This is a genomic window from Azonexus fungiphilus, assembly GCF_003634965.1.
Taxonomy (GTDB): domain Bacteria; phylum Pseudomonadota; class Gammaproteobacteria; order Burkholderiales; family Rhodocyclaceae; genus Azonexus; species Azonexus fungiphilus.
In genome coordinates, this window is record NZ_RBXP01000015.1 from 1 (window position 1) to 13,008 (window position 13,008).

The following is a 13,008-nucleotide window of genomic DNA, read 5'->3' on the forward strand; positions in this document are numbered from 1 at the left end:
ACAATTCACCAGCAGCATCTCCATTAGTAATGAATAGCCCGAGTTACATGACTTCCTCGCCCAACACTACAATCCACCGGACCTTCGGCAAGCTGCGCTTGCCTTCGTCCGGTGATTTTCAACGTTGAACTTCCGCTTTCACAAACAACCAGCTTCCGCTTCGGGTCGATAGCTGTTGTCTAGAAATCAGCGGCTGAAACGCCCCTTTGACCGAATTACAACCGGAGTCCTAGGTACGCCGCAGCGTCAACCGCGCTTCCCCGCCACCCTCCGGATGATTCGCAAACCCCGCCTCGCCACCGTGCAGTCGCGCCACCTCCCGCACCAACGCCAACCCCAACCCCGTGCTCTTCTTCCCCGTCGCCGGCCGGGGCAGGGAATAGAAGCGGTTGAAAAGCTGCGCCAGCGCGTAGTCCGGGGCGCCGGCGCCGTGGTCGCGGATGCGGATTTCGGCGGTTTCGACGGTCGACCGCAGAATTAGCGAGATTTCGCCGCCGTCGGGCGAGAACTCGATGGCGTTGTCGAGCAGGTTGAGGACGGCCTGGCGCAGCAGGAAGGCGTCGCCGTTGAGGGTGATACCCGGTTCGGCGTCGATGACGCAATGCAGGTTGCGGGCGGCGAGCGCCAGCTGGCGGTCGGCGACGGCGGTTTTCAGCAGTTCGGCGAGGTCGACCGTCAGATTGGCGCCGGGCGCCTGCAGTTGTTCGACGCGGGCGAGTTGCAGCATGCGTTCGATGATGTCGCTCAGCCGGCCGGCCTGTTCGCCGATGCTGGCGGCGAAGCGGCGGCGGTCTTCGGCCGGGAGTTCGTCTTCGAGGATTTCGGCGGCGCCGATCACGGCGGTCAGCGGGCTTTTCATCTCGTGCGCCAGGTTCTGCACGTAGCGTTCGACGTACTGCTTGCCTTCGAGCTTTTCGCGCATCGTCGCCAGCGCCTGCGCCAGTTCGGAGAGTTGGCGGCCGCCGCCGCTCGGCGGTTCGGCCTTCCGCCCTTCGCTGACGGCGCGGGCGTAGTCGCGCAGGCGGTGGATCGACCAGCTGAGCCAGGCGGTGAACACCAGGCCGATCAGCGCCGTCGCCAGCAGCAGCGTCAGGCCGGAAGCGCGCACGCGGTCGGTGGCGCGCTCGACGAAGGGGGCGATCGAGGTCATCGGCTTGGCCAGCGAGACGACGCCGATCAACTGGCCGTCGCGGCGCACCGGCGCGGCGACGTGCATGACCGAGGTGCTCGGGTCGTTGGCGTCGTAGCGGCTCTGGCGGGCGCCGTATTCGCCGCGCAGGACGCGGGCGACGTCGTTCCATTGGGAAAAATCCTCGCCCCTGGCTTGCCCGGCCGAGTCGTAGACGACGACGCCGCGCGCGTCGGTGAGGTAGATGCGCAGGTCGACGCTGTCTTTCCTGATGCCGTAGATCTCGGCATTCGGATGGCGCTGCAGTGCGGCGGCGACGGCTTTGGCGAAGGCGCCGTCCTCGATGCGCCCGGCGGCGAGTTCGCCGGCGGCCAGTTCGGCGAGCAGGTTGGCGCTGTCGACCAGGCTTTCCTCGGTGGCCTGGCGGATGCTCGGCTCGCTCTCCTTGACGAAGGTGTAGAGCACGAACCAGGCGGCCAGGCCGACCACCAGGAAATAGCCGAAAAACAGGCGGACCGAGATGTTCACGGTTCAGGTCGCCAGGCTGTAGCCGAGGCCGCGATGGGTGAGGATGACCTCGTCGTCGCGCACCGCGCGCAGCTTGCCGCGCAGCGTCTTGATGTGGGTGTCGACGGTGCGCTCCAGGCTTTCGCCGTCGTCCTGCCAGACCGCCGCCATGATCTGCGGGCGGCTCAGGATGCGTCCCGGGCGTTCGAGCAGCAGTGCCAGCAGCAGGTATTCGTAGCGGGTCAGCGCCAGCCAGTGGCCGTGGTAGGCGATGCGCAGGCCGTCACGGTCGACGGCGAATTTCGCCGGTTTTTCAGGTTGACCGCGAGATTCGCCGTTGGCGTGCAGGCGGCGCAGGATGGCGCGCACCCGCGAGGCGACCTCGCGCGGGCTGAACGGCTTGGTGACGTAGTCGTCGCCGCCCAGTTCGAGGCCGACGATGCGGTCGACCTCGTCGGAACGGGCGGTCAGGAACAGCACCGGCAGGTCGGAGTCGCGGCGCAGCGCCCGACAGACGTCGAAGCCGGTGATGTCGGGCAGGCCGACGTCGAGCACGACGAAATCGATGCCGCCTCGTTGCAGCCGCGCCAGCGCCTCGCCGCCCAGCGTGCAGCACTCGGTGGCGAAGCCCTCGGCGCGCAGCGCGTAGCTCAGCGTATCGGCGATGGCCGGTTCGTCGTCGACGATCAGGATCTTCATGATGGCGGCAATGATAAGGCAAGGCCGGCGAAAATCGGCCGCGGCGGCCGGTTGACCGTGACAATCCGCCGGCCGGCGGCAAACCCGCAGCAAACCCTTAGGATGGCGACGGGTTTCGGGTAAAATCCGCGTTTTTCAGCAGCTTGGCCTTGTCCATCATGACCCAGAATACCTCCCTCTCCTACCGTGATGCCGGTGTCGACATCGATGCCGGCGATGCCCTCGTCGAGCGCATCAAGCCCCTGGCCAAGAAGACGCTGCGCGACGGCGTGCTCGGCGGCATCGGCGGCTTCGGCGCCCTGTTCGAGGTGCCCAAGCGGTACAAGGAGCCGGTGCTGGTGTCCGGGACCGACGGCGTCGGCACCAAGCTCAAGCTGGCGTTCGACCTGAATCGTCATGACACCGTCGGCCAGGATCTGGTCGCGATGAGCGTCAATGACATCCTGGTGCTCGGCGCCGAATCGCTGTTCTTCCTCGATTACTTTGCCTGCGGCAAGCTCGATGTCGATACCGCCGCGGCGGTTGTCGGCGGCATCGCCAAGGGTTGCGAACTGGCCGGCTGCGCGCTGATCGGCGGCGAAACCGCCGAAATGCCGGGCATGTATCCGGCCGGCGAATACGACCTGGCCGGTTTCGCGGTCGGCGTCGTCGAGAAATCCAAGGCCATCGACGGCAAGTCGATCGCCCCGGGCGACGTGGTGCTCGGCTTGGCCTCTTCCGGCGCCCACTCCAACGGCTACTCGCTGGTGCGCAAGATCATCGACCGCTCCAAGCCGGACATGAACGCGCCGTTCGACGGCGACCGTTCGCTGGCCGACGTGGTCATGGCGCCGACCCGCATCTACGTCAAGCAGGTGCTGGCGACCATGGAAAAGGTCGCAATCAAGGGCATGGCCCACATCACCGGTGGCGGCCTGCTCGAGAACGTGCCGCGCGTGCTCCCGGAAAACACCGTCGCCGAGCTGGAAAAGGCCGCCTGGCCGCGGCCCAAGCTGTTCGACTGGATGCAGGCCGAAGGCAATGTCGCCGAGAGCGAAATGCACCGCACCTTCAACTGCGGCATCGGCCTGGTTGTCGTCGTCGCTGCGGCCGACGCCGATGCGGCGATGGCCGAGCTGAAGGCGCAGGGTGAAGCGGTTTACCGCATCGGCAAGATCCGGGCGCGGCAGGGTGACGAGGCGCAGACCGTCGTTATCTGATCTCGTCAGGCGGGTCGCGGCGCTCTGCTGCGGCCTCGGCCTGGCCGGCGCCGTGGCGGCCAGCGAGCTGTCGGCGCCGGCGACTGTCGTAGACGGCCTGGCCAGCTTCTACGGCGGCAAGTTTCACGGTCGACCGACGGCCAGCGGCGAAAAGCACGACAAGGCCGTATTCACCGCCGCCAGCAACCATTTTCCACTCGGCAGCATGCTTGCCGTGATGCGCCCGGCCAACGGCCTGTGCGTCATCGTCCGGGTCAATGACCGGATGCATCGCCGGCAGCGCGCGCGCATCGTCGACATCTCGCGTGGCGCCGCCGATTACCTCGAAATGCTCAAGGCCGGCGTTGTCCGCGTCCGCGTCGCGCCGTTGCGCGACGACTGGCGCCAGCGCGGCGTCGCCGCCTGCGGCGATGCCTTCGCACCTTGCCCGGGATGTGCGGCAGTGGCCGAAAGCGCCGCAGCGGCGGGCGAGGCGGGGAATCTTGGGTACAATCCCGAGACTATAACCATTCTCAAGCCGGACACCGGCCTTTCCCACCAATGAACCAGATGACTCGTCGCGGCGTCGTCGCGCTTTCGCTTGTCGGCCTCTGCGGGCTGGCCTATCTTGCCTGGTCGGCCAACCGCGGCGCGGCGCCGGCCGCCGCCCAGGTGGCCGCTGCACCGGGGCCGGTGGTGGTCGAGGCAGCCAGCGTCGCCGCCTTCGATTTCGCCGACGAGACCAGCGCCGTCGGCACGCTCAAGGCGGGCGAATCGGTGGTGCTGCGCCCCGAGGTCAGCGGCCGCGTCGTCGGCATCGGCTTCAAGGATGGCGCCGTCGTCGGCAAGGGCGACCTGCTGGTCGCCTTCGACGCGACGATCCAGGATGCCGAGGTGGCGCAGGCGCGGGCCAACGTCGAACTGGCACGGTCGACCTACCGGCGCAACCAGGAACTGCTCGAGAAGAAATTCATCAGCCCGCAGGCGCTCGACGCCTCCGGCGCCACCTTGAAGGTTCAGGAAGCGGCGCTCCAGCTGGCCGTGGCCAAGGCCGAGAAGATGCGCATCCGGGCGCCGTTCCGCGGCGTCGTCGGCCTGCGCTCGGTGAGCGTCGGCAGCTACGTCAAGGAAGGCGAGGAACTGATCAACCTTGAGGAAATCGGCAGCCTGCGCGTCGATTTCCGCCTCGCCGAAATCTATTTCGGCCGCCTGCAGAAGGGCCAGGCGCTGGAAATGACCAGCGATGCGCAGCCGGGCAAGCGCTTCGCCGCCATCGTCGAGGCGATCGACCCGCAGATCGACCCGAACGGCCGCTCGATTGCCGTCCGCGCCCGTTTCGACAACGCCGCCGGCGAGTTGCGGCCGGGCATGTTCGTGCGCGTCCGCCTGGCTTTCGGCGAGCGCAAGGGGGTCCTGATGGTGCCCGAGGAAGCGGTCATTCCGGGCGGCCAGCCGGCCGTCTTCCAGGTCGTCGACGGCAAGGCGGTACGCACGCCGGTGCGCCTGGGCATGCGCCGCGACGCCCGCGTCGAGATCACCGAGGGGCTCAAGCTCGGCGACGTCGTGGTCAGCGCCGGCCAGCTCAAGCTCAAGCCGGGTGCGCCGGTGCGGGTGCAGCAGGCGACGCAGGCCAAGCCATGAAGATTTCCGAGATCTGCATCGAGCGCCCGGTCTTCGCGACCGTGCTCTCGCTGGTCGTCATGCTGATCGGCATCGTCTCCTACGACCGCCTGTCGGTGCGCGAGTATCCGAAGATCGACGAGCCGGTGGTCACGGTATCGACCGATTACCGCGGTGCTTCCGCCGACATCATCGAGTCGCAGGTGACCAAGCCGCTCGAGGACTCGCTTGCCGGGATCGAAGGGGTCGAGGTGATCACCTCGATCTCGCGCGCCGAGCGCAGCCAGATCTCGGTCCGCTTCAAGCTCGAGCGGGCGCCGGATTCGGCCGCCGCCGACGTGCGCGACCGCGTCTCACGGGTGCGCAGCCGCCTGCCCGACGAGGTCGACGAACCGGTCATCGCCAAGGTCGAGGCCGACGCCAATCCGATCATCTGGCTGGCCTTCTCGTCCGACGTGCATACGCCGCTCGAAGTCACCGACGTCGCCAACCGCATCGTCAAGCCGCGCCTGCAGACGCTGCCAGGTGCCGCCGACGTGCGCATCTTCGGCGAGCGCAAGTTCTCGATGCGGATCTGGCTCGACAAGCAGCGCCTGGCCGCCTACCAGCTGACCCCGGCCGACATCGAGGAGGCGTTGCGCCGGCAGAACGTCGAGGTGCCGGCCGGGCGCATCGAGAGCCGCGAGCGCGAGTTCTCGGTGGTGGCGACGACCGACCTGCGCACGCCCGAGGAATTCGCCGCCGTCGTCGTCCGCAGCGTCGATGGCTATCCGGTACGCATCGGCGATGTCGCCCGGGTCGAGATCGGGGCCGCCGCCGAACGCAGTTCGGTGCGCTTCCGCGGCCGTTCGGCGGTGTCGCTGGGGCTGATCAAGCAGGCCACCGCCAACCCGCTCGAACTGTCGCACGCGCTGCGCGCCGAGTTGCCGCGGATTGCCGCCGAACTGCCGGCGGGGATGACCGTGGACATCTCCAACGACACCTCGATCTTCATCGACCGCTCGATCAAGTCGGTGTTCTCGACCATCGCCGAGGCCATCGTGCTGGTCCTGGCGATCATTTTCTTCTTCCTGCGCAACCTGCGCGCGACGCTGATCCCGCTGGTGACGATCCCGGTCTCGCTGGTCGGCGCCTTCGCGATCATGTTCGTGCTCGGCTTCTCGATCAACACGCTGACCCTGCTGGCGCTGGTGCTGGCGATCGGCCTCGTGGTCGACGACGCGATCGTCGTCCTCGAGAACATCTTCCGCCACATTGAGGAAGGCATGCCGCGGCGCGAGGCGGCGTTCAAGGGGGCGAAGGAAATCGGCTTCGCCGTCGTCGCGATGACGCTGACCTTGGCCGCCGTCTATGCCCCGGTGGCTTTCATGACCGGGCGCACCGGCAAGCTGTTCATCGAGTTCGCGCTGACCCTGGCCGGCGCCGTGCTGGTCTCCGGCTTCGTCGCGCTGACGCTGTCGCCGATGATGTGCTCGGTGCTGCTGCGCCATGAAGAGAAGCATTCGCGCGGCTTCATCCTCGTCGAAAACTTCCTCAACGCCTTGAATTCCGGCTATCGCAGGCTGTTGACCGTCGCCTTGCAGCGACGCTGGATCGTCCTCGTCGGCTTCGTCGTCGTCGCTGCCGCCTGTGCCGTGCTGCTCAAGGCGCTGAAGTCGGAACTGGCGCCGATCGAGGATCGCGGCATCATCGTCGGCGTGATCAACGGGCCGGATGGCGCCACCCTCGACTACACCGAGAAATACGCCCGTCAGCTTGAAGGCATCTACGACAGGACCGCCGACATCGACCGCTATTTCGTCGTCGCCGGCAGCCCGACGGTCAATGATGGCATTTCCTTCGTCGGCCTCACCGACTGGAGCGAGCGCACCCGCCACTCCAAGGAAATCGCCCGCGAGCTGCAGCCGCAGTTCGCCGCCATCCCCGGCGTCCGCGCCTACCCGGTGACGCCGCCGTCGCTCGGCCAGAGTCCGCGCGACCGCCCGATCAACTTCGTCATCGCCACTTCGGCGCCCTACGCCGAACTGCTCGAGGTGACCCAGGTCTTCATCGCCGAGCTGGCCAAGAACCCCGGGCTGACCAACGTCGATACCGATCTCAAGCTGAACAAGCCCGAGCTGTCGGTCGTCGTCCGCCGCGACAAGGCGGCCGACATCGGCGTCCCGGTCGAGACCGTCGGGCGGACGCTGGAGACCTTCCTCGGCGGCCGCCAGGTGACCCGCTTCAAGCGCGACGGCGAGCAGTACGACGTGATCATCCAGGTCGCCAATGCCGATCGCCGCAACCCCGAGGACATCCGCGACATCTACGTGCGCGGCGCCGACGGCAGCATGGTCTCGCTCGACAACCTGCTCGACATCGGCGAAACGGTGGCACCGCGCGAGCTCAATCACTTCGGCCAGCGCCGGGCGGTGACGATCACCGCCAACCTGGCCCCCGGCTACACCATGGGCGAAGCCCTGGCGGCCATGGACGCGATTGCCGCGGCGACGCTGAAACCCGGCTACGCGGTCGATTACAATGGCCAGTCGCGCGAGTTCCGGCAATCGTCGTCGTCGCTGGCGCTGACCTTCGGCCTCGCCCTGGCCTTCATCTACCTGGTCCTGGCGGCGCAGTTCGAGAGCTTCCGCGATCCCCTGATCATCATGCTCACCGTGCCGCTGTCGATGGCCGGTGCGCTGTTCGCGCTGTGGGCGACCGACGGCACGCTCAACGTCTATAGCCAGATCGGCCTGGTCACGCTGGTCGGCCTGATCACCAAGCACGGCATCCTCATCGTCGAGTTCGCCAACCAGTTGCAGGAAAAGGGCATGGCCCTGCGCGACGCCGTGATCGAGGCCGCCGAGCTGCGCCTGCGGCCGATCCTGATGACCACCGGCGCGATGGTCCTCGGCGCCGTGCCGCTGGCCCTGGCCAGCGGTGCCGGCGCCGAATCGCGGCAGCAGATCGGCTGGGTGATCGTCGGCGGCCTGCTGCTCGGCACGGTGCTGACGCTGTTCGTGGTGCCGGCGGTCTACACCTTGCTGGCGGCAAAAAAGAGCAGCGGAGAAAACTGATATGGAGAAACTACTACGAGTCTTTGTCGTCGACGACGATCCGATCCTGCTTGACGTCCTTGGCGCCGCGCTCGAGGACGATTTCGAGCGCGAATTCTTTACCTCGGGCGAGGCCTGCCTGGCGCGCATCGCCGAGTGCCGACCGGACATCATCATCCTCGACCTGACGCTGCCCGGGATCAGCGGCTTCGAAATCTGCCAGCGGCTCAAGGACGACTGGGAGACGCAGGACATCCCGATCCTGTTCGTCTCCGCCAGCGACGACATCGACACCCGCCTGCTCTGCTACGAGGCCGGCGGCGAGGACTTCATCACCAAGCCCTTCGACCCGGCCGAACTGCTGCGCAAGGTCAAGGTTGCCGCCCGCATCCTCGGGCAGAAGCACGCGCTGCACGAGCAGGCCGGCTACGCCCAGCGCACGGCGATGTCGGCAATGGTCAGCATGGGCGAGCTCGGCGTCGTCCTCCAGTTCCTGAGCAAGTCCTTCGCCTGCGGCACGCGCGAGGAACTCGGCGCCGCGCTGCTCGAGGCGGTGCGCCAGTACGAGCTGAATTCGGCGGTGCAGTTGCGCATGGACGACCAGGCGCTGTCGATGAGCGAGAACGGCATCGACCTGCCGCTCGAGGTCTCGGTGCTCAACCACGTTCGCCATTCCGGGCGGATCTTCCAGTTCAAGACGCGCTGCGTGTTCAACTACGGGCACGTGACGCTGCTGGTCAATAACATGCCGCTCGACGATCCCGACCGCTGCGGCCGCATCCGCGACAACGTCGCGCTGCTCGCCGAGGGCGCCGACGCCCGCATGCGGGCGATCGAGGCGGCCGAGCTGGCGCGCCATCGCCGGGCCAGCATCGAGGCCGCGCTGCCACGCGTGCAGACGACGCTGGAGGCGGTGCAGGCGAATTACCGGCGCAACTCGCTGGAACTGACGCAGGTGATGATCGAGTTCCAGGAGGCGCTGTCGAAGTCCTTCTTCACGCTCGGCCTGACCGAGTCGCAGGAAGAATCGATGACGGCGCTGGCCAGCACCTACATGCAGCGGATGGTGGCCAGCCAGGACGCCAGCCTGCAGACCATCGGCCAGCTCCAGGAACTGGCCTTCAGCCTGGAGCAGGTGCTCAGGCGCTGAGGAAGCCGGCGACGCGGGCGGCGACCCGGTCGACCAGCGCGCTGTCGAGGCAGTCGAAATGCTCGGCAGCGAAGGAGTTGCCGAGCCAGGTGATCTGGCGCTTGGCCAGTTGCCGGGTGGCGAAGACGCCGCGGTCGCGCATCTCGTGGCGCGGCATCAGGCCGTCCTGGGCTTCCCAGACCTGGCGGTAGCCGACGCAGCGCATCGACGGCAGGCCGAGGTCGAGCCGGTATTTTTGCCGCAGCCGGGCGACTTCGTCTTCCAGTCCGGCCGCCAGCATGGCGTCGAAACGCTGCCCGATGCGCTCGTGCAGCGCGCTGCGCTGGCTCGGCAGGAGCGCGATCTGCAGGAAATCGTAAGGTGCCGTCTGGCGTTCGCCGGTGGCCAGCAGTTCCGACATCGGCCGGCCGCTGCTCAGGCAGACCTCAAGCGCGCGCTGGATGCGCTGGCTGTCGTTGGGCGGCAGGCGGGCGGCGGTCGCCGGGTCGAGTCGGGCAAGGCGGGCGTGCATCGCCGGCCAGCCGTCGCGGGCGGCCTCGGCGTCGAGGCTGGCGCGCAGTTCGGCGTCGGCTTGCGGCAGTTCGGCGAGGCCGTCGAGCAGGGCGCGAAAGTAGAGCATGGTGCCGCCGACCAGCACCGGCACGCGGCCGGCAGCGGTGATCTCGGCCATCGCGGCGAGGGCGTCGGTGCGGAAGCGGGCAGCCGAATAACGCTCCTCGGGCGTGATCAGGTCGATCAGGCGATGCGGGTAGCGCGCCAGCGTCGCCGCGTCCGGCTTGGCCGTGCCGATGTCCATGTCGATGAACACCTGGGCCGAGTCGACGCTGATCAGTTCGACCGGCAGGCGGTCACAAAGCGCCATCGCGGCGGCAGTCTTGCCCGATGCGGTCGGGCCCATCAGGAGGATGGCGGGGGGAAGGCGGGACGTCATGGCGGCGAATGCTAGCACGAGCCGCCGTCAGTCCGGGATGCGGCCCCCGTCGCCGAGACGGCGCAGCAGCACCTCGGCCTGGACGCCGTCAGCCGGGCGCCCGAAATGGTAGCCCTGCATCAGCCGGCAGCCCTGCGCCAGCAGGAAGTCGATCTGCTGCGGCTGCTCGACGCCTTCGGCGATGACTTCCTTCTGCAGGCTGCCGGCGATGCCGATGATGGCGCGGACGATGGCGATGTCGTCGCCGTTGTCCGGCAGGTCGCGGACGAAGGACTGGTCGATCTTGATCCGGTCGAAAGGCAGCCGTTTCAGGTAGCCGAGGCTGGAATAACCGGTGCCGAAGTCGTCGACCGATAACTTGATGCCCAGCCCGCGCAGTTCCTGCAGCACCTCGACGATGCGCTCGGTATCGCGGACGAAGGCGCTTTCGGTGATTTCGAGTTCGAGCCAGCGCGCGTCGAGACCGGTGTCGGCGAGAACGGCGGCGATGTGGCCGGCCAGTTCGGGCTGACGCAACTGGACCGCCGACAGGTTGACCGCGATCACCACCGGCGGCAGGCCCATGTCCTGCCAGGCGCGGTTCTGGCGGCAGGCCTCGTGCAGCACGCGACTGCCGATCTGGTTGATCAGGTTGCTTTCCTCGGCGATCGGAATGAAGCGGGTCGGCGGTATTTCGCCCTGTACCGGGTGATGCCAGCGGACCAGCGCCTCGAAGCCGATCAGGCGACCTTCGGCCATGTCGACCTGGGGCTGGTAGTGCACGTGAATCTGGTTGTCGTGCAAGGCCTGGCGCAGGCTGTTCTCGAGCGTCACCCGTTCGGAGATGCGGGCGTTCATGTCCGGCGTGAAGAAGCGGTAAGTGCCGCCGCCGGCCGCCTTGGCCTGGTACATGGCGGTATCGGCGTTCTTGAGCAGGGCGCCGATGTCCTGGCCGTCCTGCGGGTAGCTGCTGATGCCGATGCTGGCGCCGACGCGCAGTTCGTGGCCGGCGACGACGAAGGGTTGGGCGAGGGCGTCGTTGAGGCGCTGGGCGATCACCGCCAGGCGCGCCGGCGAGCCGTAACCGCGGATCAGGATGGCGAATTCGTCGCCGCCCTGGCGGCTGATCGTGTCGCGTTCGTCGAGGTTCTCGGCGAGGCGGCGTGCCGCCTGCAGCAGCAACTGGTCGCCAACCTCGTGGCCGAGCGTGTCATTGACGTTCTTGAAGTGGTCGAGGTCGATGAACAGCAGCGCGATCTGCGCCTGGGCGCCGAGCGTCTCGGCCAGCGCGCTGGCCATGTGGTCGGCGAGAAGGACGCGGTTGGGCAGGTCGGTGAGCAGGTCGTGCTCGGCGAGGTGGCGGATGCGCTCCTGGTCGGCGTGCAGCTGGGTGATGTCGCGGGCGACGCCGGCAATGCCGGCCAGCTCGCCGGCATCGTCGAAGACCGGGGTGGCGATGTATTCGAAATGGCGCAGCTTGCCGCCGATGAAGGCCTGGCTGTCGACACATTTTTGTTGACACTGTTGCGCCAGCACCGCGGCATCGAGTTCGGCCAGCGGTTGTGCTGCCTCGGCTGGCCAGACCTGGTCGATGGTGTGGCCGAGCAGGCTTTCCGCCGGCTTGCCGGCGAGCCCGGCGAAGGCGTCGTTGACCGCGATCAGGCGGTGCCGGCGGTCGCTCAGCCAGGCCGGGTCGGGCAGGCTGTCGAGCAGCGCGCGGCTGCGCCGGAAGGTGGTTTCGTAAGCCCGGGTCATGCCCTGGGCGATTTCGCGGGCGCGGTCGTAGGTGCGCAGCCAGACGATGATCCAGCCGCTGAGCACGGCGCCGAGCACGGCAATGCTGAGCAGGCCCCAGAACAGCTGGCGGTGCCAGTTGGCGAGGTAGTCCGCTTCGGCGTGGCCGACCAGCACGTAGAGCGGGTAGTCGGCGACGCGGCGGACGACGTAGAGGCGTTCGACGCCGTCGACCGCCGAGCGCGTGGTGTAGCTGGTCTGCTGTTCGCCGCTGGCGATCATCGCGCTGAGCCGCTCGCTGGCCAGCGGCTGGCCGAGCATCTGGGGCGCCGCCGGGTAGCGGGCGATCAGCCGGCGCTCGCTGTCGATCAGCGTGACGCTCTGGCCGGCGCCGAGGCGCAGGCTGGCGAAGAAGGCCTGGAAGTAGTCGGCGCGCACGGCCGCCTGGACCAGGCCGGAGAACTCGCCGGCCGGGGTTTCCAGGCGGCGGCTGAGGGTGATCACCCAGTTGTGGGTGATGCGCGCGAACAGCGGTTCGGAGATGACCAGGCTGCCACCCGGTTCGTCGCGGTTCTGGTGAAAGTAGTCGCGGTCGTCGATGCGTGCGGAGAACAGCTTGCCGCTGGCGTCGTGGATGAAACGGCCGCTGGCGTCGGCGACGCGCAGGCTTTGCGATTCGGCGGCGATCAGCGACAGGTAGCGGGCCAGCGTCGGGTTGATCGCGCGCCGGTCGGGGGCGCGGCCGGCGATGTCGGCGTTGAGCTGCAGCTGGGTGGCGAGCAGGATGGTGTCGACCTTCTCGACCGTGCTGCGGGCGTGGCCTTCGAGGACCCGGCCGAGGTTTTCCAGCGCCTGGCGGGCAAAGCCGGTTTGGCTGCCGTGCGCCAGGTAGAGACCGCCGCCGACCAGCGCCGTGTAGCTGAGCAACGCCACCAGGCCGAGCGCCAGCAGGATCTTTCGCCGCCAGGGGTCGTGGCTTGAACGGGGCAGCGTCGACGACCGGGCGGTGAAAAAAGTCATTGCATGGGCTATGGCCTTGGTAATAC

General features: G+C 67.7%; 9 protein-coding genes. 5 read left to right on the forward strand and 4 right to left on the reverse strand.

All coding sequences use genetic code 11. The features are described from left to right. Nucleotides 1–229 precede the first annotated feature (229 nt). Both creC and creB read right to left on the reverse strand, forming a co-directional pair. Complete coding sequence (gene creC, locus DFR40_RS09535) at nt 230–1,657, reverse strand: two-component system sensor histidine kinase CreC (RefSeq protein WP_121458266.1); 1,428 nt, start codon at nt 1,655–1,657, stop codon at nt 230–232. A 3-nt stretch (nt 1,658–1,660) separates the two neighbouring features. Beyond that, a complete protein-coding gene (gene creB, locus DFR40_RS09540; protein ID WP_121458267.1) occupies nt 1,661–2,335 on the reverse strand; it encodes a two-component system response regulator CreB in 675 nt (224 codons plus the stop codon). A 158-nt stretch (nt 2,336–2,493) separates the two neighbouring features. Here creB and purM point away from each other — a divergent pair, with 158 nt between their 5' ends. Genes purM through DFR40_RS09565 form a run of 5 tightly spaced genes read left to right on the forward strand, consistent with a single transcriptional unit; the run spans nt 2,494 to nt 9,318 of the window. After that, complete coding sequence (purM, locus tag DFR40_RS09545) at nt 2,494–3,534, forward strand: phosphoribosylformylglycinamidine cyclo-ligase (RefSeq protein WP_121458268.1); 1,041 nt, start codon at nt 2,494–2,496, stop codon at nt 3,532–3,534. Continuing rightward, complete coding sequence (locus DFR40_RS09550; protein WP_170160195.1) at nt 3,506–4,078, forward strand: septal ring lytic transglycosylase RlpA family protein; 573 nt, start codon at nt 3,506–3,508, stop codon at nt 4,076–4,078. Before purM ends, DFR40_RS09550 begins: the two co-directional genes overlap by 29 nt. Beyond that, a complete protein-coding gene (locus DFR40_RS09555; RefSeq protein WP_245985656.1) occupies nt 4,075–5,154 on the forward strand; it encodes an efflux RND transporter periplasmic adaptor subunit in 1,080 nt (359 codons plus the stop codon). The genes DFR40_RS09550 and DFR40_RS09555 overlap by 4 nt, the downstream gene beginning before the upstream one ends. Continuing rightward, complete coding sequence (locus DFR40_RS09560; RefSeq protein ID WP_121458270.1) at nt 5,151–8,189, forward strand: efflux RND transporter permease subunit; 3,039 nt, start codon at nt 5,151–5,153, stop codon at nt 8,187–8,189. The genes DFR40_RS09555 and DFR40_RS09560 overlap by 4 nt, the downstream gene beginning before the upstream one ends. Nucleotide 8,190: 1 nt before the next feature. Next, nucleotides 8,191–9,318, forward strand: coding sequence for a response regulator (locus DFR40_RS09565; protein WP_121458271.1), 1,128 nt, complete (start codon nt 8,191–8,193; stop codon nt 9,316–9,318). Here DFR40_RS09565 and miaA read toward each other — a convergent pair. Then, nucleotides 9,308–10,249, reverse strand: coding sequence for a tRNA (adenosine(37)-N6)-dimethylallyltransferase MiaA (gene miaA / locus DFR40_RS09570; RefSeq protein ID WP_121458272.1), 942 nt, complete (start codon nt 10,247–10,249; stop codon nt 9,308–9,310). The two genes, DFR40_RS09565 and miaA, sit on opposite strands and share 11 nt — an antisense overlap. Nucleotides 10,250–10,276: 27 nt before the next feature. Beyond that, nucleotides 10,277–12,982, reverse strand: coding sequence for a bifunctional diguanylate cyclase/phosphodiesterase (locus DFR40_RS09575; RefSeq protein ID WP_211329773.1), 2,706 nt, complete (start codon nt 12,980–12,982; stop codon nt 10,277–10,279). Nucleotides 12,983–13,008 lie beyond the last annotated feature (26 nt).

What these genes read in the sequence shown, in the direction of transcription:
- creB (WP_121458267.1), bottom strand. Translation starts at nt 2,335, where the DNA reads ATGAAGATCCTGATCGTCGACGACGAACCGGCCATCGCCGATACGCTG.
- purM (WP_121458268.1), top strand. Translation starts at nt 2,494, where the DNA reads ATGACCCAGAATACCTCCCTCTCCTACCGTGATGCCGGTGTCGACATC.
- DFR40_RS09555 (WP_245985656.1), top strand. Translation starts at nt 4,075, where the DNA reads ATGAACCAGATGACTCGTCGCGGCGTCGTCGCGCTTTCGCTTGTCGGC.
- DFR40_RS09560 (WP_121458270.1), top strand. Translation starts at nt 5,151, where the DNA reads ATGAAGATTTCCGAGATCTGCATCGAGCGCCCGGTCTTCGCGACCGTG.
- DFR40_RS09565 (WP_121458271.1), top strand. Translation starts at nt 8,191, where the DNA reads ATGGAGAAACTACTACGAGTCTTTGTCGTCGACGACGATCCGATCCTG.
- miaA (WP_121458272.1), bottom strand. Translation starts at nt 10,249, where the DNA reads ATGACGTCCCGCCTTCCCCCCGCCATCCTCCTGATGGGCCCGACCGCA.
- DFR40_RS09575 (WP_211329773.1), bottom strand. Translation starts at nt 12,982, where the DNA reads ATGACTTTTTTCACCGCCCGGTCGTCGACGCTGCCCCGTTCAAGCCAC.